Source organism: Peribacillus sp. NPDC097675 (genome assembly GCF_050277655.1).
GTDB lineage: Bacteria > Bacillota > Bacilli > Bacillales > DSM-1321 > Peribacillus.
The window spans coordinates 120815-140552 of sequence record NZ_JBNNSK010000006.1 but is presented as its reverse complement, the minus strand read 5'-3'; the positions used below and the strand labels follow the sequence as shown (position 1 = coordinate 140552).

The 19738-nt window shown below is 32.3% G+C and carries 15 protein-coding genes and 1 pseudogene; 5 read left to right on the top strand and 11 right to left on the bottom strand.

Annotated features, from left to right (window positions below; genetic code table 11):
- Positions 1 to 445: 445 nt before the first annotated feature.
- Genes ACQKL5_RS10790 through ACQKL5_RS10780 form a run of 3 tightly spaced genes read right to left on the bottom strand, consistent with a single transcriptional unit; the run spans position 446 to position 5004 of the window.
- Complete coding sequence (locus ACQKL5_RS10790; RefSeq protein WP_427608650.1) at positions 446 to 1618, bottom strand: hypothetical protein; 1173 nt, start codon at positions 1616 to 1618, stop codon at positions 446 to 448.
- A 9-nt stretch (positions 1619 to 1627) separates the two neighbouring features.
- Positions 1628 to 2494, bottom strand: coding sequence for a hypothetical protein (locus ACQKL5_RS10785; RefSeq protein ID WP_427608649.1), 867 nt, complete (start codon positions 2492 to 2494; stop codon positions 1628 to 1630).
- 35 nt (positions 2495 to 2529) lie between these two features.
- A complete protein-coding gene (locus ACQKL5_RS10780) occupies positions 2530 to 5004 on the bottom strand; it encodes a hypothetical protein (protein WP_427608648.1) in 2475 nt (824 codons plus the stop codon).
- Positions 5005 to 5230: 226 nt separating this feature from the next.
- On the opposite strand from ACQKL5_RS10780, the gene ACQKL5_RS10775 reads away from it, so the two are divergent.
- Positions 5231 to 5890 carry a hypothetical protein gene (locus tag ACQKL5_RS10775; RefSeq protein ID WP_427608647.1) on the top strand — a complete coding sequence of 220 codons (660 nt, stop codon included), beginning with the start codon at positions 5231 to 5233 and terminating at the stop codon, positions 5888 to 5890.
- Positions 5891 to 6131: 241 nt separating this feature from the next.
- Here the strand turns inward: ACQKL5_RS10775 and ACQKL5_RS10770 are convergent, their stop codons facing one another.
- Positions 6132 to 8465 (bottom strand): zinc-ribbon domain-containing protein, encoded by a 2334-nt coding sequence (locus ACQKL5_RS10770; RefSeq protein WP_427608646.1) that lies wholly within the window; start codon positions 8463 to 8465, stop codon positions 6132 to 6134.
- Positions 8466 to 9588: 1123 nt separating this feature from the next.
- Between ACQKL5_RS10770 and ACQKL5_RS10765 the strand changes: the two genes are divergently transcribed.
- Positions 9589 to 10221: a tyrosine-type recombinase/integrase gene (locus tag ACQKL5_RS10765; protein WP_427608645.1), complete on the top strand. Its 633-nt coding sequence runs from the start codon at positions 9589 to 9591 to the stop codon at positions 10219 to 10221.
- A 467-nt stretch (positions 10222 to 10688) separates the two neighbouring features.
- On the opposite strand, the gene ACQKL5_RS10760 is transcribed toward ACQKL5_RS10765, so the two are convergent.
- Complete coding sequence (locus tag ACQKL5_RS10760) at positions 10689 to 11141, bottom strand: VOC family protein (protein ID WP_427608644.1); 453 nt, start codon at positions 11139 to 11141, stop codon at positions 10689 to 10691.
- A gap of 193 nt (positions 11142 to 11334) precedes the next feature.
- A complete protein-coding gene (locus tag ACQKL5_RS10755) occupies positions 11335 to 11634 on the bottom strand; it encodes a hypothetical protein (protein ID WP_427608642.1) in 300 nt (99 codons plus the stop codon).
- Positions 11635 to 11861: 227 nt separating this feature from the next.
- Here ACQKL5_RS10755 and ACQKL5_RS10750 point away from each other — a divergent pair.
- Positions 11862 to 12395, top strand: a pseudogene (locus tag ACQKL5_RS10750) (tyrosine-type recombinase/integrase).
- Positions 12396 to 12482: 87 nt separating this feature from the next.
- Here ACQKL5_RS10750 and ACQKL5_RS10745 read toward each other — a convergent pair.
- The 4 genes from ACQKL5_RS10745 to ACQKL5_RS10730 form a co-directional block, all read right to left on the bottom strand.
- Positions 12483 to 13811, bottom strand: a complete 1329-nt coding sequence (locus tag ACQKL5_RS10745; RefSeq protein ID WP_427608641.1) for an erythromycin esterase family protein — start codon at positions 13809 to 13811, stop codon at positions 12483 to 12485.
- A 303-nt stretch (positions 13812 to 14114) separates the two neighbouring features.
- Positions 14115 to 14891 (bottom strand): SDR family NAD(P)-dependent oxidoreductase, encoded by a 777-nt coding sequence (locus ACQKL5_RS10740; protein ID WP_427608640.1) that lies wholly within the window; start codon positions 14889 to 14891, stop codon positions 14115 to 14117.
- A 363-nt stretch (positions 14892 to 15254) separates the two neighbouring features.
- Positions 15255 to 16070: a GNAT family N-acetyltransferase gene (locus ACQKL5_RS10735; protein ID WP_427608639.1), complete on the bottom strand. Its 816-nt coding sequence runs from the start codon at positions 16068 to 16070 to the stop codon at positions 15255 to 15257.
- Positions 16071 to 16361: 291 nt separating this feature from the next.
- The gene (locus ACQKL5_RS10730; protein ID WP_427608638.1) at positions 16362 to 16829 is read right to left on the bottom strand and encodes a tetratricopeptide repeat protein; all 468 of its coding nucleotides are present in this window, start codon (positions 16827 to 16829) and stop codon (positions 16362 to 16364) included.
- A gap of 216 nt (positions 16830 to 17045) precedes the next feature.
- Between ACQKL5_RS10730 and ACQKL5_RS10725 the strand changes: the two genes are divergently transcribed.
- Entirely contained in the window at positions 17046 to 17888 is an 843-nt protein-coding gene (locus ACQKL5_RS10725) for a sialate O-acetylesterase (protein WP_427608637.1), read from the top strand.
- Complete coding sequence (locus ACQKL5_RS10720) at positions 17885 to 18424, top strand: PadR family transcriptional regulator (RefSeq protein WP_427608636.1); 540 nt, start codon at positions 17885 to 17887, stop codon at positions 18422 to 18424. Before ACQKL5_RS10725 ends, ACQKL5_RS10720 begins: the two co-directional genes overlap by 4 nt.
- 278 nt (positions 18425 to 18702) lie before the next feature.
- On the opposite strand, the gene ACQKL5_RS10715 is transcribed toward ACQKL5_RS10720, so the two are convergent.
- Positions 18703 to 19203 (bottom strand): GNAT family N-acetyltransferase, encoded by a 501-nt coding sequence (locus tag ACQKL5_RS10715; protein WP_427608634.1) that lies wholly within the window; start codon positions 19201 to 19203, stop codon positions 18703 to 18705.
- Positions 19204 to 19738 lie beyond the last annotated feature (535 nt).

Genomic DNA, 19738 nt, shown 5'->3' with positions numbered 1-19738 from the left:
GGATAATCATTTTCTATTAAACCTCTAATTTTAAAAGTAAGATCCTATATAATTTTCTTTTTAATATAGAGAAGGTTTTATTATAAGGAAAAAGAGAAAGACTTTTACACAAGGAATTTAAAATAAGGATATTTGAAATGTACTTTCATAGTTTTTTTTATCTATACATTTACCGAATAGTGTATGTATAAAGGTTTTTTAAAATAGAAAGTGCTTTTAATATTTGGCTCTGTTAAAGGGTAATATTGATACAAGACTTAGCTAATAAGTCTGAAGAAGATATATGAATACTACATAACTTAGGACAAAAATTTAAAAAAGAAATCATTGAAATAGAAAGTTTAGGTATAATGTACGCAATAAAATCCTTCTCAATTTCAATATCTACCACCATCGGTTAAGTATGGCGTTATAAAAGAGTTAATTAAAATGGTTAATGAATATTCTAATTTACTTCATCAAGAACTTCATTAACATACATAAGATGTTTTACAAATGACTGATTTAATTTTTGAAAATGATCCATTTTTAAGTTGCCAAAATAGTTCTTTTCCCATTGATACACTGCCTCATCAATCATTTTTTTGCCCATTTCCTCCATGTACAAAGAAGTACTTTTATTATCTAAGGAAGCAAGTTTTAAGGAATACAATTGTACAAGAAAATACTGATGATATTGATTAACAGCATCATCTATGTCTTTCTTTCGCTTTTGTACGGCCTTTTCTTTAGTAATCACACCAACTACTACTGTTGCAATGGCTGCGAATAGAGCTACTGGTGGAAAGACATTCAACATTGCATAGGTCATAGTATGCCATCCCATTGCTAACCCAACTGTTCCTACAACAGCTGACCCTAGCCCCATTGTTAAAACTTGTTCTGTTGAACCAAATTGAAAATCTACTTTCAAATTACTTTTTGCCGAATTAGCAAGAGAAAAAGCTGATAATCTATTAATGCTTGGTACATTTAAAGCTATTTGCTCAATCCACTTTTTTTCGTAACCTTTTGAAGCTACAGAAAGTATTTCCCTGATTTGTTTTGCCATGCTTTCACTACTTAAGTACTTTTCAAGTAATGCTTCAACTATTGTCTGTGAATCCATTAGGTTTTCTTTTTCAAAAACCTGTTTCCCTTTGAATTCCTTCGAGATTGTATTAATCCCTTTTATAGTAGCATTTACAAATAAGCCACCACTTTTTTTAGCCGAATCCCTTAGCCCGCTATACCAAGAACCGTCTTCTTCGATAGTATTACACATGATCTGCTTTTTATCTCGCATTAATTTGCTTACTTTATATTCTACTTCTTGCATAAACTCATGGTAAACTTTTGGTTTAAATTCAAGTAACCTATTTTTCTTTTGAGTGATTTCATCGGATATATTCAAATACTGACTACTTTGCGCTTGTATAAAAATTTGTTCTTTTATTAGAGCTAGATGCAATTCTTCTTTTGTACTAGCTTTATTTAAAAGTTCATGACTTTCTGTAACAGCTGATTCTAGAGCTTTTTGTATATTGTCTCCCATTCTATGATCAACTGTTTTTATTTCATCAAAAATAGATTGAAATGCTTTTAAATGTAATATTTCATCTTTATAAATAAAATTCATCTGTATCCCCTAACTAAGCGATAGTGAAGCTTTTCTTAAAATAGTAGTAGTTGGCTTTATTAATCCCTGCATTCTATAGATGGTCTTTTCAGGGTTTTCAATAGCATAATTCAGGGCTATTGCAGCACCTATTGAAGCTATGCATCCCATCCAAACAGGTCCTCCTACTAATCCACCAATCAATAATGAGCCTCCAGATACTAGAGAACCTTTTCCCGCTTTAATCAACGCTTCTTTTTTACTTTCAGATTTAGCTATAGAAAAAACTAAGCCGCCTGCAGCAATTGGAAAAAGCATAGGATTTGCACTTGCCATTGAAGAAACCACATAGGCCCCTGATAATTTAGATATGAGTGAAGGGTCCGCTTTCTTTCCTAAGATAATAGTGGAGAGTAAGGCCATAATACCCCCTAGTAACTCAGGGGCATTGATTGTTAAGGCATCCACTAAAAATGGTTTCGATATTCCTAGAGGTTGTACAATAGTTGCAAGTTCCTCAAACTGATTTGGGGATAATGAAAAGAAAGGATTAACCCCAGATACCGATGCTCCATCTCTTAACAAATGTTCACCAGCTTGTAAAAATTCAGTTACAAATGAATCGTCCGTTTTAACATCTTTCACAGCTTGGAACGCTCCTAAAATCGAATGTTGTCCGTCGAGTAGATGATGGTAGGACGAACCCCCAATATGAATATTGTTATAAACTGCATCTATGGCCTGATCGTATTCATCAAAATTGTGGTTGAACGTTTTAGCTGCCCATTCAGCTAAGGAATGGCTACCTGTGTATAAGCCTGAATCTAGTGCAATAGGTATCCTTCCATCCCCAGATAAACCTGCTCGAATATTATTTAATCTCTTTTCATGCTCCATGTAATTTTCTCCTTTACTCTTAATGTTATGGAGTCTTATGATAGTTGCGGTATTTTACGTCTTTGATCCTTTTCATCAATGGAAAATCCTAATACTTTTTTTCCATCACTAGTAATATAAATTCTACCTTTCCCAATCCCTTTTTGATCCCGCTTAAATCTAATTTCCCTTGTTTTTGTTGGGGCATCAGGTCTAAAGTGAACTTGTTCACCTTTATAACACAGGATTAACAATTGCTTTTCTAAATGGATTTTATCGTTTTCCTCCAACTTTTTATAATCTCCAAAGAATTTATCTTCAAATTCTAATTGTGGATATAGAATCTTAAATCTACGTTTTTCGAACGGCGACTTTCTAATTGTCTCATCATCGAGTATTTTTTCATCTTGAATGAATTCTTGTTCATATAGATTTCTGTCATCATCAGTGTAGAAACGCTTTATATTATCTATGTGATTTTCATTCTCCTTTTTTAAGTGATTTCTCTCTATTTTTAATTTTTCTAGTTCTTCTTTCCTTTCTAACACTTCTAACTCTTTTTCTTCAGAAGCTTTTTCCACCTTACGAAGATTTTCTTGTTTTTTGTTAAGCTCATCCTTCAGTCTATTAATACTTTCCTCTTTAGTTTTCAAATCAAATTGTAGTAAATTTAACTCTTCTTTATTCTTCTGCAGCATAGCTTGTTGTTTCACTAACTCCATTTCTTTCTTTTGTATTTCAGCTTTATCATTTTCATATATCACTTTAAGTTGAGTTATATGACTTTCTTGGTGCTCAATTTTGTCTTTATTTTGTTTTAATAACTCTCTCAAATTTTCTTGGGCTTTTTCTTTTTTATTTATTTCGTTTAGGTAATGCGAAATTTCCTGATCCTTTTTGTTGATTTGTTCCTTGTATTCCTTGTTTTGAGTTATTAAACTGTTTTTTAGCTTTTCATTATTATGTTGAATCTCTTCGAATTCTTGAATCTCTTGTTTAAGTTGTTGCTCAAAAACTACTAATTGTTCCTTTTCTTTTGTTAGAAACGTTAATTGTTCTTCTGAGTTATTTTTTAAATCATTGTACTTGTCTTTTATCTGATTATAATTAAAATTCTTTTGTTCAATCTCACTTTTTAATTGGGACTCGACAGAGAATTTCTCTTCTAGGATTTTTTCGAAATTTTCTTGTTCTAGTAAGAGATTATTTAGTTCATTTACTAATTTCTTTTCCTGTTCTTTAGAAAACTTTTTGGTTTGTTTAAGTTCATTATTTAACTGGGCAGCTTTTTGAATGTTATTTTCAAGTTGTTTTTGATAATTCATTCTCTCAATTTCAGCATCAGCTAGCTTCTCTTTTAAGGAAACAAAATCCTTTTCAAGTCCATTATACTGTTTTCGATATTCTTTTAATTCTCGTCCGGATTGTAATTTAATATTTTCAAATTCATTAATCAACTTATTATGTTGTGTTTCTATTTTTTCTAACTCTTCTTCAGATTGTTTTCGTAAAGAGATACTCTCTTCTAATTTTTTCGTAATTATAAGAATATTATTCTTGTTATTTTCTTGTTCAACTAAAAGTTGTTTATTTTTAATTTCTAGTTCTTCTAATTTTTCTTTTTTAGTTCGTAGTTCATTAATTTCTTTTTTATTAAATTGTAGTTGTATATTTAATTGTTCTCTCTCTTTTAACGCATGGTTCATTTCTTGTTGTTTTTGAAAAAGGTCACGTTCGTTTTCTTCCACTTTTTCTAATAAAAACTGTTTATCAGAAAACAATGCGTTGTTTGCTTCAGTCTGACTTTCTAACTCTTTACCTTTTATATGTAATTTATCTAGAATAGCTTCTTTTTCTTTTTGTATTCGATCTCTTTCTATTACTAACTCATCCCGCTCAGTTAATACTTGTCTTAATGCCTGTTTGAGTTTATTTACATATTGAAAACTTTTACTATTTTTTAAGTTTGATTCCATCTCAGCTATGTCAGACTCTTTAATTGTAATAATTTCAGACAGACTCTTTTGTTTGTTTATTAATTCCGCCAATTTGGCTTCCCCGTCGATAATAGCTAGCTCAATTTCACTATTTGGGAGTGTATAATTGAGTTTTTGCCTACTATTGAATCCTAAGCGCTCTTCATCTGAGATTTTCTTATAAGAATTTGTGCTTTTAACTAATAGAGAAGACTTTGACTTGTCTTCAGTTAATAAACTAACCAAATAAAATAAGGATAGCGTTACACCAATAAAAACAACTAAAGAGTTTGGCACAAATGCTATCAAATAATAAAATATTAATAGTATGATTGCTTCAACCACAGTCCTTATCTTAAATCTGGCAATTATCCTTTTTTTATTATTTAGGTATAAAATAAAAGCTGCAATGCTTATTGCCCAAAAAGTAAAAACCACCCACAATAAGGTTATTTTATTGTGAATTAAAATCATTAATAAGGATATTCCTATAATAAAAGGAATCAGGGACTTTTGATTCATTATCTTCTTAACAACTATCATATTTTTTGACATTTCAATACTTCCTTTTTCCTAGTTTAAGTATATAATAAAGCAAGTTAGGAGGAAATAATAGATGATAAACCATAAAATAAAACTAGACATACTTTTTTTCACAAAAACTTCCATTGTGATTTTGATATCATTTTTTTGCTTGAATTTATTATCAAATATCTTTTTCCCTCATATCATACTGTATCTAACTGATCTGAACTCTTTTTTACAGTTATTCTTCAACAACATGAAAATCATCACAATTACTGGCCTATGTGTTCTTTTAGGGTTGTTGCTTATTCGAAGTATTTACAAAAAAGGAATCTACCTATTTAGTGAAGAAACAACAGTTAAAGATATTTTTGATGCTAGTGAAGAATCTTGGAAAATGGGGGAATATGAGAAGGTTTATGATAATCTAAATTATCTATACCTTTCCTTACAAAAAGATAACATCTCAAATGATTATGCAATTAGTACAGAAGGTATTTTATTGTTTCAAAAAAGTGATTTTAATGATAAAGATTTTGATAAAGAATCGCTTTGCCATATAATTAACAAATTACTTATTGCTAGTACTAAATTAGATCATTACTTGAATGTTGTCCATTTGGCTTACTGCTTTGCGCATTTAACCAAATTAGAAGGACAAAAAAGGCATAAGGCTAATTATCACTTAATTAGTTCCTTATTGTTTTATTATGCGGACCCTATCCTACATAAGAGTGAAACTGATTTAGAAAGAAGAATAAATAATTATTACGTGAAAAACTTTCCTGAATTGAGAAATACTATTCTTGAAAGTGAATTTAACAATTTGATTTCTGGGAAAAAGTCAAGTGATCACTTTAAAAATGCCATACTCCCTTATATTGAAAAAATATATAAAGAAAATGCTGCAGCCTAAAATGGCTACAGCATTTTCTATTGTATAGATGATTCGAATATTGAATAGTTTAAAGTCGTACATATAATTGTAGTAATTTAAATTCTAATCTTCTACCTTGGGTACGAATATAAACAATGAATATACTTTGAATGACTGTCTATGCCTGCTATTTGTGATCTCGATATTCCTTTTTCTTTATTTTCTTAATCTGATGAAAATGTCCATCAATTGCCCTATATTCCATGGAATAAACTTTAATTTATGTGTTTTTACAAGATGGACATATATATTTCCTCTTTGTGACACTATCAATTCGGTTTTCCCATGGATGTTGGCAATCTGGACACCTCCAAAATCTTCTTTTTCCAGAACCAACAACAACATCTAATGGCGTATCTTTGTTTTTTTCAAAATCCCAATAATTTGAAAGGTCAGGTCTTGCATTTTGAAGTAGCTTTTCAGTTCCTTGCTTTTTGCCCGAACAATAGGGGCAACCGTTTTTATTTAGACCAATTCTATTGGGAATATTACTTTCCCATATATGTGGAGGATTTGTTTTGCATTTCCAAAAATATTTTTTAGGGCTTCCCATTTTTAATAGTTCTAAATCAATATTTTTATTTTTTGCAAAGTCCCATTCTTGGAATACTTCAGCATGCTGATGTAATAGTCTTTTGTTTTTATGCCTTAAATTAATTTCACTACACTCTATACATTTAACTATAGTTTCAGGTGACTGTATCCAGCGATGGTTTTTTTCACATTTCCAATGTAGTTTAAGGGAAGAATAAATTCCTATAACACTAGGGTCATATACATTTGATTCAATATCCCAATATCGCATTAACTTTTGATCCCTCGAAATAGGATTCTTTATAATTGTTTTCGAATAACATCTTGGACAATCTTTAAATCGTTTTGTTCTTCGATTAATTTGTTTATACCATTCATGTCCTTCGTTACATTTCCACCAAACACTTTCTTTACTTCCGCATAATAACGTATCAATATTTAAGTGACTATTTTTTTCAGAATGCCACTCATTAAAAAATATTGGATAGTCTTTTAATAGTTTATCTGGTTCTCCGTCACAAAGTATTCTGGATTCAATATCTTTAATTTCGCAATTAGGACATTTATAAGATTTTCTTTTTTCAATATAGTCGATTCGTTCTTGCCAGGTGTGATTACATTTTTTACATTTCCAAAATGCGTTCGATTCGGATTTCGAAGTGAATTCATAAGGGGTTTTTTTATTTTTTTCAAGATCCCAGTATTGAAATACCCATGGACGTTTAGTACATAATGAATTTTCTATACTAACTTTTCGACCAATACAGTAAGGGCAACCTTCATTTTTACTTGATAATCTAACCCTTATTCCGCTTTTAAAAGAATGTCCCTTAGAACATTTCCACCAGGATTCTTTAGGAGAACTTGGAACAACTTGAGAGGGATATATTTGATGAGCATTATTTTTATCGAAATCCCAAAATTTTAGAGCTTCTGGATTTAAACTTTCTAATGAATTAGTTTCATTTACATAGAGATTTCGGCAATAAGGACACCCATAACCCTTTTTTGTTCGAGTATTTATAATAGATTCCCATTCATGTCCGCATTTTCCCAACCACCAAGCTTTTTCCGTTGATCCAAAAGGAAAGTATTCGGGTTTTAAGTTTCCGTTCTTTTTAGGGTGCCATTCCGCTGCAATTTCAGGTGCTTTTTGTAAAATATTATTTTTCGCTCTAACACGGTGGTACATCTCTAAAATCTGCACTCGGTCTTTAGCTACATCGATTTCAAATGAATAACTTATATTTAAAATAGCCATTAATTTTTTTATCATTTGAGTTCTATTTTTATCATTTATTCTTCGACCTTCTTCAATAATCAGTTCATCTTTATGATTTTCAGTTAGAGAAGGTAATTCTCCTTCACGTACGTTAATAATTCTGACACCTGCATTTTGAAATGACATTCGTTTTTTTAAATCTTTATTAAATTTATCTTTGTGAGTTCTCGATCCATCGTATTCTATAGCAATATTTAAATCCTCTATATAAATATCTGCCTCAAATATTTCTCCATTGATTTGTAATTTTTTTCGATTTTTGATATTAGGAAGTATTTTTTGAATATAATAAAGAATGCATTGTTCGGAAAAAGAAGTATTCGTTCTCTTAAAGCATTCAGGACATCCAACGCCACGTTTAGTACGAGGGTATATACGAGCTTCCCATTCGTGTCCATATTTACATAACCACCAAACTTTTTTTCCAGAACCATTAGTAACATCTTTAGGTGCTAAATCTCCATTTTTTTCGTAATTCCACTCAGCTGAAATATGTGGTGAAAGAGTAGCTAACGAATTTCCCTCATATGCTTTCAAATTGGAGCAATAAGGGCAACCACTATTAGTCTTAATTCGATTAGGACATGTAGCTTCGTATGATGGATGACCTTCTTTACAAATCCACCAAACTTTCTTGCCAGAACCTATTGTAAGAGTTTCAAGAGAAATTTTTTGGTTTTTTTTGTAATCATATTCATTTAATAGTTCAGGATGATACTCTTTTAACAATTTTCCCATCCATATATCTCCTTGATTGTTTTATAGTATTTGTCCTTTTAAATATTCATTAATTTTGCACAGTTCAATTCTATAAGAGGTTATTACTGATTTAAAGTAAGACTATATTTACACCAATAGACTCTGTTTCAAAGTCCAACTTATATGCTTATAATAAACGGGAGCAACCTTTCAAGCAATTGTGTAGTTATTTACATATAAAAACGTATCACAAATTATACTCAAAATTATTACATGATCATCTGGTTCGAATTCATATTACACAGGAAATTGAGATGCATATATTGGATAAATCTATTCCGCCTTCAATTACTTATTTGTTTTATTTCAAGTGGGGTTGTAGGACTAATTCTTCAATGGTTTAATCAGCAGGAAGGAATGGAAGAAATGACTTTGAAACTAACGGGGTTGGCACTCGCAGTTAGTTTCACTAGATTGCGCCCTTAATATTTTTTAGCCATTGTTTGTCTGTTCATTAAGCTACATGAGAACGATAAGCGAATCACCGCCTTATATGAGGGGTTCAGGCAGTCGATAAAGTCTACAGCTGTTGTTGAATAAAATTTAGCGACAATATATAGCGTTCTTGTTTCTGGAATACAACTAAATATGCTAATTAGATAAAAACCCATTTTACACCAATAACTTTTTTAGACAAAGGGTTTTATCTACACTCTGCAACGCTTTATAAGTGACGGTTTTCTTTTGTGTTTAGAACTAACTGTTACTTTATATTAAGCACAACTCTCCGTAAATAAATTCAATTACATATTCCTGATTTTTTGGGAATATAAGTATACTTCATCTAAAATTGGTAACAATAGAAATCAAACGATATCTATCATTATTTAAACAGATATTCAGCATTTCTACGATTATTTATGAGAACGTTCAATAATTAGAGAAGTATGAACAAGGTATATATATTATGTAAACTAGAATTATTTCACGCCATGATTGATGTTATCCCCTTTAGTTCCTATAATAAATATCTGTACTAGTGAAGTTTTCTTTTTCCAGTTCCTTATAATGACTTCTCTTTTTCATCGTCCGATAATCTCTCCTTTTGGCCGATTAATGGTCTATTTTGTACGGATAATGTTGTATCGTTTAAACACTATACATGGAATTAAAAGCTGTAATTGATGAATTCATTTTGTGCATTCAAATCGAAAAAAACTATTCGGATCATACGATCACCAGCTATGAATACGATTTGGTGCAGTTTCTATCCTTTTTACGTAAATCCAATGGTTCTACTGATGTGGCATGCATCACCAAGACCCATGTCCGCCGCTTTATCCAGCATCAAATGGGAATGTGTAAACAAAAGCCACGTTCCATGCATCGTAAGATATCCTGTTTAAAATCGTTCACCAAATATTGCCTACAGGAAAAATACTTGATGAGTGACTTTATGGCTTCCATGGAATCACCTAAAACGGATAAAAAACTTCCAGTTTATATGACGCTTACCGATCTTCAACAGTTATTTCAGATGCTGGGCGAGGAACATTCGTCCTTATCGCTTCGAAATGAAGCCATGTTTAAACTTCTTGCCACTTCGGGAATGAGAAGGAGCGAACTTGTGACGTTAACATGGGAACAAGTAGATTTCTCAAGTCAAACCATCAGGATTCATGGGAAAGGGAAAAAGGAACGGTTATTGCCTCTCCACCCGGTTGTCCTGCCTCTGCTTCAAGCTTATAGGGTCAATCCATTACTTCCAGGCTATTTGCTTCATATATCCCTTTAATCAATTAATAGCTCCCCCTTAACAATGTCTTTTGAATAGTGTTAAGCACTACTTAAACCATGAATGAGTTACTATCTTCTTTTGATAAATTTTCCCATTATTCAAGCGATAGTTTTGTTGATATGTTCTTTAACCTTTCAGGTATATCAATAAAACACATTAATTCTAAACTATTGCCATCTATGTCGTTAAAATAAACAGAAGCGTTACTTTGTATCTACACCATTGAATTTTTTCCTAAAATTGTCGCTGAGGTTAGCTAATTATTTGTTTACGATGTAACACAACTGTTAGTTCCAATAAGCTAATTTTTATTAGTGTATTTTAATATTTGAACCTCATCTTCTAGTTTTTTGATTTTTTGTTGAAGTTCTTTCTTAGGTGTTTGTGTGAACTAAATCTTCCGGATACGAAACAAAAAAGCCAACAGATTTTCTTTCAACTTAATAAAAACTATTTTCAATTGGTTATTCTAAATTATTTATTAGCTCCCACTCACTTAAATACGGTACATAGTCTAATTCTTTGGGTGTATCATCTAGCATAGAAATAAATTCCAACTTATTTCCGTCTGTATCTAGAAAATAAACACTTGCAGCTGGCATCCAAGTTTGCACAATGGGTTCTATATTACTTTTCCCTTGACTTCCGATAACTGTAATACCTTTTTTCTCTAACCAAATTTTTGAATGTTTTAGAAAATCTAACTCTACTTCAAAAGCAAAATGTCTTGGTTGAATATCTGAGTTTTTTGGTACTTCCCATAATCCAAGGAATTGATGTCCGAGATCCCCAACCCACAAGAAAGCAGCATTTCTTGTGATTGTCCCCAATTTTAGCCCTAGTTTATTTTGGTAAAAATCAATTGAATCATTCAAGTTTTTAACCTGTAAATGTGTTTCATAAATTTTCTTAATCATGTAAAAACCTCCGAATCAACTATGCTGTAAATCATTATTTTATTGTTCAATTATTCTGCCCTGATAGTTAAACAAGGGTATTTTTTTCATTTTTCTTTGAACGTATGATTCTTACAAAAATCATACGTTCAAAAGACTGCCAATTGGCGGCCTTCTTATAGCGCTAACGTTCCTGTTAGTTAAAGAATTACACTTATTTTTTCTCTTTTTCGAAATAGAAACCTGTCCCATTTTTTTGTGGAGCAAACCCTTGTTGAATTGAACTTTTTTCTACCATATTTTGCTCTTCTACTGTTATAACCGTGTAAGCATCTTTTCCTTCAGCTAACATACCTTCTCTACGTTCTTGTTCCTCTCTAGTAACATGTTTGTTTGTATCTGTTTGTTTTGAGGAAACTTCCGATGCTTCTGTCTTTTGCAGGTCTTTCGTAAAACCGATTGATACTGCTAAAACTCCCGCAAAACCAAGGGTTAAAATTAATTTTCCTTTCATCTAAAAACCTCCCAATAATTTAGCTGTCCTATTAACATATTTTACCACAACTAAAACTTATGTTATTTAAAATTTATTTCTTCAACTAAACAGCCTATAGTTGAACAAGTGTATTTTTTTATTTGAATTTGAATGTATGATTAGTGTAATTATCATACATTCAAATCGTTGAACGCCAAGGGTTTCAAGACCCGATTTTTGAATGTCATCAGAAAGGGCGAGAAACCATGAAAGCAGAAAAAGATGTGCAGCCGATCCGGAATCAGCAGCAACTAGACGATATGAAATGGGCGTTGAAGCGCCACTGTTCAGAACGGGATTACATCCTCTTTATCCTCGGCTACCTACCCACCAGATCCTCGCCCTAAAAGGCAAACAAAACAAGATTTTGCGTGTTAAAGAAGGCAAAACGCAAAAAAATCGCGACATCTATATCGTGAATTGCTTCCAAGAGGTCTATGCGTACGCTAAGAACGTCCAGAGCACCTGTTTATTACCATCTCGCAAAGGAGATAGCCCTATTACCCCAACCCAGGCGTACAAGCAGTTAAATAAGGCTGCAGAGTACGCCTGGTGTGGAACATGTTGGCAATCATACCTTACGTAAGACGTTTGGCTACTGGTTTTACAAGTCCACAAAGGATATTGCCAAGTTGCAGCGAATTCTCCATCATTCCCACCCTTCTGTCACCCTGCGTTATAGCGGTATTACGGAAGAAGAAACAAATAATGTTTTGAAAACATTTAGTGTCTTTCGATAAAACTCTGTTACATTCTCGGTCAAACCTTTAATGACGCGAAATTTCTTGGACTAAATGGAACAGTGGTGGGATTGGATAAATATTATTCTACCTAATATAAGTTGTGGGTTTTACATGCTTTATAAAAAATAGGCCATCATAGTGGTTTGAAACAACCATTTTTTCAGGATATAGTCCCTGTGTTAACGCATATACAGGCTCGAACATCCATTTATTGAATTTGTTTTTGGTTTGTCCATTTAAATTTATAAAAGTCTGTTCAAAGTTTGATTGATTTAGAATCTGTTCTAGAGAATCAGCTTGATAGTCTTTGCCGTCATTTACTTTTTTTATATTATTTTGATTATCGGAAAATTCCCCATCATACATATAAAAACCGAGTATATAGCTTTGTTTCTTAAAATCATCAGGTAGGTACTCGAACATCGTTTTATGAAGGAATGGACGAAACTCAGTCTCTCCCTCATCTTTATAGGTGATTTTTGTATTATGATTCCGTATATGTGCATTATGAGCCCAAAAAATTATTTTTTTATCAGGATAAATCTTCTCGCTTAACCATTTAATATTTTCTGCCATAAGTGAATCTCTCACTGTACTCATTTCATCTATTGAATAATTGGTTTTACTCATTCGTGTCATGAGTTCGATTCTATTCTGAAGCGTTTGTAAAATAAGGAGATTTAGCTTGGGCTGATTTGGATATTCATGCTTCAAGGCTATTCCATGATGCGTTATGAATGAGATTATTTCGCTATATCCTTCTTGAAACTGTAAAACGTCTTGATTTGAGAGTCTCCCTCCCTCATAAAATGAAAGATACAATATTAACCAGTCTTTTTCTAATTTTGAAAATAAATCTCCTTTTGAAGGGCTTCTTTTAGTTATCCAATCTGTCGTAAAGTTTGTAAAAGTGCGACCAAAGGGTTGAATATCAAACCCAGTATTGACCAATGCTTTTTCTTCTCTACGGTTTTCGAGAATATAATCAAATAAGGGTAAATTTTGAGTTGCATTCCAAACGCCTGGTATTGTCCTCTGCATATAGGTCCTCGAACTAATATGGCTGGTATGAAGTTCAGCAAATGTTACCGCAGGATCTGCAAGATTACTTTCAAATGCCACAACATCATAATCCTGATTTTCATGTAAATACTTAATTAACCTTCCTTTAGCTGTATTATATTCAGCCACTCCGTGAGAATTTTCACCAAGAAAAACATACTTTTTTCCTTTTAGAATCGAATCCAAAAATTTTAAATCATCATCATTATTAGTTGTATCTATGTTATGGGTATTGTTTACCCACCATTCGGCCTTTTCTATTTTCAATGAATATTGATAGACATACCACCCCATTAAAACTAAGCATATTATTGTACTTAATGCTAAAAATGTTTTAATGCTACTCCTCATATGTACCTCCTAAGTGGTGAAAATCTCGCTAGCTTTTCTTGTATATTAGAAATATGCTCATCCTTATTACTTTCATATACTAACTATTCAAGTAGGAATGGAAAATTCCTTTTTTATAGCTATCTGCTAGAAAAAGATTGATTATTAGGAAATAGCATCCAGTTAACATAAATCAACTTATCGGTATAGATAGATTTTTTCAATAAAATAAGAGAATTCCTTTCATGGGATTCTCCTAATCTGCCAACATTCTACAAAATAAATTCTGGTTTATCTCATTTTTAATTAGAACTTTCGTTACTCCTAGATAGTTAAAAGTACCTTTCTGGTAATCTCTTCTAACTGTTTAGCCTTTTGTGGATCAAATGTTTTCATGGATAAATCAACAGGTTTTGAAAGTTTATAAGCTGAGAAACTCTTAGACCTTGAATCCTGTAAAACGTCAACAATTCTATTTACGATTTCATCAACCTCATGTCCTACTAGACGGTGAACGACTCTCAAGAATGTTCTCATTAATGGGTTCGCAAAGACAGATCTAGCTCCCGTAGTTCTTACAGCCATTGAATTATATAGAATATAACGAACGCCCTTGCGTTTGAATCCCGCACCCAGCAAGTCATTTAGCCGGTTGGCATTGGCGTTAGCCTTGACGCTGTTAAACTTACGTCTATATTCTAAATCATCAAAGTTTACAGTACTGTGAATCCCTGGGGTAGCAACATTTAAAATAAAAGAGTCATCATTGAATGCTATCCTATTCGAAAGGATATACCGACTTAAATACTGCAATGCAAAAGTGAATTCTAAACCATCTTGTGTGATTAAAGCGTCTTTACGAGCTGTTTGTAGGACAGCACAAAGAATCATTCCATCAATTGCACCATAGGTCCTTTGTATATCCTCGATGATACGGTAGTTTTCTGAAGCAAGACTCAGATCTGCTTGTAGATAAATAGCATTATGCAAATCACCTTTATTTCTACTTACGATAATTACCCTATTCCCGGCTGCTAAAAAATACTTCGCCAGTCCTTCGCCAATGCCACTAGTACCTCCTGTAATTAATAATGTTTTCATGGTTGAATCTCCCGGATTTTCGGTTTATTATTTGTCATAATATAATTCTCTTACTGAGTTACCCGAGTGATAAAGATCTACAATAGTTTTCTTAAACACATTATTATATTTTTTGGCTGTATGCTTACGTTCCAATCCGAACACATCCTCTCAAAATCATTGTAAGGATTTAACTAAAATGACAATTAGGGATTTTCAACAGTTATTTCAGATGCTGAGCAAGGAACATTCTTACTACTATCAGGTATTAGGTATTCCTCCCTCCCGCTTTTCCTTGCATCGTTTGGGCCATATATTTGCAACACTTATGCTGCAAGTAAATAATGTATGATTATAGTAAAATCCTACATTTAGAACTTTAGGCTATACATAAGGAATTACAACAGCGTTACATGCTTTTTCATAAAATTCTATTGGTCCTGCATCTCCAATAATTGCATACTCATAACCAATATTACTCATATCCTTTAAACATTTATGGAGTAACGAATAGCCAACCCCACTAATTCTATTAGATACCGATACGCCCATAGGACCAAAATAACATTTCTTATTCTTATATATATCAAAACCTGCAAAACCGATTATGTCTCCTCTATTATCTAAAGCTATATATATCGAAGGTTCGCTTAATAAAAATGCTTTTCTTATAGTTTCTGACCATTCTTTTGAAAAATTTTTTTGAACAAAGAGAACAAGGTCGGTAGCATCGTTATGATTCACTTTACGTATTATGGGAGAGTTTGTTTTCGGAAATATGTAATTACCAAGATGAGTAATCATATCTCGTGAAGTAGTTCCGAGGGTTAAAATTTTTTCCCTGTCTTCATCTGATAAGAAATTGTCAGTAACATTAGTTGTTATTAAAGCTTTAAGCAAATGACCTTCGTTTACTAAGGTTTGGTTATATTTTTTCATATAACTAATTGCAACTTCGAAAACCTTTATCACATCTTCGGTTACCCCGATATTGAAAAAAATACTGTTTGTTTTATTTTGAGTTGAAAAATTATCTGAATTCTTATTCATAGCTCTCAGAGAAGTTATGTCTATAGTACATTTTAAAGATATTTCCCCAAGTACTCCTGTTTTTTCATTTAAACAAGCTATAAATAGGTGTTTAGGCTGTAACACTTTAAGATTAGTAAATGTAGCTGCTTCATTTTCTGCATTCCTCATGATTCTTAACATTCTACTAGTGAAATTTATATTGGCATAATTCAGTTTTAACTCCTCCTCCCTAGTCCTTCTACCATATTAAACTGAAAGGCCGCTTCTATTGGCTCAGGTCTATTTTTCAATTTATATACTCCTTTGGAAACCGTATACTGGATGTTTTAGTTAAAATAATTTATTGAACTAACAATCAAAATACGCCAATAACTATAAGCCAACATGTCAATATCTAATATTACATTTAAAAGACCGCCAATTGGCGGCCTCCTTATGGCGCTAACGCACGCAACACTATTAGATGTATCCCTTCGCTTTTTCAGCTTTTTCTAACCAATAATTAGCCTTCACGATATCTTTGGAAACACCAATGCCTTTCTCATATTTCTTTCCAACGTTAAACATACCACTCGGGTCTCCACTATTAGCCGCCTTTAAATTCCATTCGAATGCTTTTATAGAATCTTTTTCTACACCTATTCCATTTCCATAAAGATAAGCTAAGTTGATCATAGCTGAGGTATTATCGTTATTAGCACTCTTAAGATACCATTTTAAGCTTTCCTTATAATCAACCTCTACATTTATCCCTTCTTGAAAATAGTATGCTAACATCCCTTGTGCTTCTGCATCTTCTTTTTGTGCCAACTTGTGTAACTCTACCATTGAAAGTTTGCTATAATCCTTTTCAAAATCTATGAAAAGATATAAACCAATCACGCAAAACAACGGTATAAAAATAAAGATAAGTTTACTGAATTTCATCAAAATGCTCCTTTTTTCTCTTATTCATCTTAATCGTAAATAATAATATCATAAAATATAACTTAAATTACATATTATTCTAATTTTTTAACAGTTGTTTTGACATTTCCATATTAGTTCGTTATCTACACTAAATACATGGAGTTGACGATAGTCTAATTAGATTCTATACTATTGAAGTCTAATTAGACTATCGTGTAAAGGAATGAAAATTAAATGATAAAATCTTTTTTAATGTTAGGGCAATCAAATATGGCAGGGCGTGGATTCTTGCATGAGGTAGAACCTATCTATAATGAAAAAATAAAAATGCTGCGCAACGGTCAGTGGCAAATGATGACAGAGCCGATTAATTATGATCGCCCAGTTTCTGGTGTGAGTCTAGCAGCATCTTTTGCAGAGGCATGGTCGAAAGCTCATCCGGCTGAAGAAATTGGTTTGATTCCTTGTGCGGAAGGTGGCAGTTCCTTGAATGATTGGCATCCGCAGGGTACTCTTTTTCAACATGCTTTGTCTGAAGCAAGGTTTGCTCTCGAAACTAGTGAAATTTGTGGCATACTTTGGCATCAAGGTGAAAGTGATAGCAATAATTCTCTTCATGAAACGTATTATGAAAAATTATCTCTTATCATAGAGACTTTACGAAAAGAATTAAACCTTCAAAATATCCCATTTATCATTGGTGAGCTAGGGGATTTTCTTGGGAAAACTGGTTTTGGAAAGTACTCAACAGAGTCCCATGAAATCAATGAACACTTACGTAGATTCTCTCATGAGCAGCAAAATTGTTATTTTGTTTCAGCAGAAGGTTTAACTGCCAATCCAGATGGGATTCACTTTAACGCCATTTCCCTACGAAAATTCGGTTATCGCTATTTCGAAGCATTTTCGAAAAAGCGTCATATCTTAGAGCCTCTTGTGAATGAAGATCAATCACTAAAAACAAACAATAACTATTCAAAAAACGAACTAATTTATATTCACAGTATGAATTTGGCTTTTGGCAAGATCACATACGCTGAATTTGAAGCACAGATGGCAAAGGTAATGCAGCTTTGATTCCTTTACTTATCCTTGGTTTACTTATTCAAAACCCTGGCTCTCATGGATACGAGCTATTAAGTCTAATGGAAAAACGACATTATAAATATATCGTGAATTTCACTAAAGGATCATTTTATTACAATTTACAACAACTTGAAGAAAAAGGCTTGATTGAACAAACGCATCAAAACCGTCCAAACAATGGTCGTGAAATTCACACTTTTAAAATCACCACTCTAGGAACGATAGAATTCGATAAATTAATGGCCAAATATGGGACTAAATCCGAGTATGTAAACTTACAATTCTATGGAGCATTACTATTTGCAGACGAGTTCGATAAAAATAAACTAATAGAATTAATCCAATCACAAATCGATCAAACTAAATCTAGAATTGCTCTTCTCGACGAATATCTAGCTAACACTAAAGAGTTACCTGGTAAAGTTGATTATTTTCGTCGAATGAACGAAAATTCACGTTCTCACCATTTAGTGAACTTAAACTGGTTTAAAGAATTAAAAGCAGACCTAGAAGAAACTACTGTATAAATAATAATAAAAATCCCGTATCAATTTTACTACTCAATTTTGATACGGGATTTTTATTAAAATCTTTTGTAGTACATCCACTTATTGCAGTTATGTTATGGCTAACTACTTCAGCAATTACATCAAAATGAAAGCAGGGAAACAATAATTCTAGCTCTATGCTTAGTACGGAGGATAGTTACCTGTTACATCCATTGGACCGTATCTTTCTTTAATTGAGGAAAATGTGTTTCGATTGGTAATTTGCTGTATAGACTGAATCATCAGCTATTATCTAATTAACTTATAACACCAATTATACACCTCATAAAGTTTCCTAGAGGATATTCAAATTCGCATTCAGATATAAACTGAAAATCATTCTTCCGACAGATTGAATTAGAAGCAAGGTTAACAATTGATGGGAAAGCATGAATATATTCATAATTTTTCTCTTTTGCCGCTTCCTCTATTGCTAACTTTAATGCTTTTGTAGCTATTCCTTTCCCTTGATAAGAGGTTAGAACGCTCCAACCTGTTTCATATACACTTTTATTATTCCAGGTAGTTTGCCAATACCCCACAGAGCCCACTGGTTCCAAATCTGGTAACAATATAATGCTGAACATTCGTCCTTTATTTCCAAGCTCAAGATATCGTTTATGTCGTTTCAAAACCTTCTCATTACTCTCTGGACCTCCAAGGAGCTGCATCATTTCTGGCGCGTTTATACGAAAAAGTAAATCAAGGTCATCCTCTTCCCAAGGCTTTATCTGAATGATAGGATTATTTGTTTCCAAATTCTCTTCAACCCCTTACTATTTATTTACTTAATTACTTGTTCTTTATGACAATTCAAAATCCTTTATTTGTAATATTGTTATTCAATTACCTGCTCCATTCGATAAATAAGAGTTTTTTCTGGATTTTGAATGTGTAAATATTTGGCTATGTTAAATTTCTTGGTTGGTTTTGAAAAACTCATAATGATTTGGCGTTTTCTCATTGTTAATATTAACCAAACGAATGTTTACAATTTATTGTTGTCTTTAGGAGCTTTATATATGGGTGTGTCCATGCTTTTAGGACAAGGAGTTTTGATACATTCCCACCTGAGTGAATAGGTAAATTGCCATTTAATAGTTGGACGAGGCTTAATTATTTTTGGGATGGGAAATGCTTTTCTTCTGTACGATTATATCATTAGGCTTTGTAAAAGGTTTTTATGTATATTTTAAATCCTACCTATAACATCACTATAAAAATAGTAAAACATAAAAAAACTCACCAACTATTGAGGCGAATTTTTTATGTTTTGCAAATTATTAAAAATGC

Excerpts from the sequence above, each read along its gene's own strand:
- ACQKL5_RS10725 (WP_427608637.1), top strand. The coding sequence starts at position 17,046 with ATGATAAAATCTTTTTTAATGTTAGGGCAATCAAATATGGCAGGGCGT.
- ACQKL5_RS10765 (WP_427608645.1), top strand. The coding sequence starts at position 9,589 with ATGGAATTAAAAGCTGTAATTGATGAATTCATTTTGTGCATTCAAATC.
- ACQKL5_RS10745 (WP_427608641.1), bottom strand. The coding sequence starts at position 13,811 with ATGAGGAGTAGCATTAAAACATTTTTAGCATTAAGTACAATAATATGC.
- ACQKL5_RS10770 (WP_427608646.1), bottom strand. The coding sequence starts at position 8,465 with ATGGGAAAATTGTTAAAAGAGTATCATCCTGAACTATTAAATGAATAT.
- ACQKL5_RS10760 (WP_427608644.1), bottom strand. The coding sequence starts at position 11,141 with ATGATTAAGAAAATTTATGAAACACATTTACAGGTTAAAAACTTGAAT.
- ACQKL5_RS10790 (WP_427608650.1), bottom strand. The coding sequence starts at position 1,618 with ATGAATTTTATTTATAAAGATGAAATATTACATTTAAAAGCATTTCAA.
- ACQKL5_RS10730 (WP_427608638.1), bottom strand. The coding sequence starts at position 16,829 with ATGAAATTCAGTAAACTTATCTTTATTTTTATACCGTTGTTTTGCGTG.
- ACQKL5_RS10785 (WP_427608649.1), bottom strand. The coding sequence starts at position 2,494 with ATGGAGCATGAAAAGAGATTAAATAATATTCGAGCAGGTTTATCTGGG.
- ACQKL5_RS10780 (WP_427608648.1), bottom strand. The coding sequence starts at position 5,004 with ATGTCAAAAAATATGATAGTTGTTAAGAAGATAATGAATCAAAAGTCC.
- ACQKL5_RS10755 (WP_427608642.1), bottom strand. The coding sequence starts at position 11,634 with ATGAAAGGAAAATTAATTTTAACCCTTGGTTTTGCGGGAGTTTTAGCA.
- ACQKL5_RS10740 (WP_427608640.1), bottom strand. The coding sequence starts at position 14,891 with ATGAAAACATTATTAATTACAGGAGGTACTAGTGGCATTGGCGAAGGA.
- ACQKL5_RS10735 (WP_427608639.1), bottom strand. The coding sequence starts at position 16,070 with ATGAGGAATGCAGAAAATGAAGCAGCTACATTTACTAATCTTAAAGTG.
- ACQKL5_RS10775 (WP_427608647.1), top strand. The coding sequence starts at position 5,231 with ATGAAAATCATCACAATTACTGGCCTATGTGTTCTTTTAGGGTTGTTG.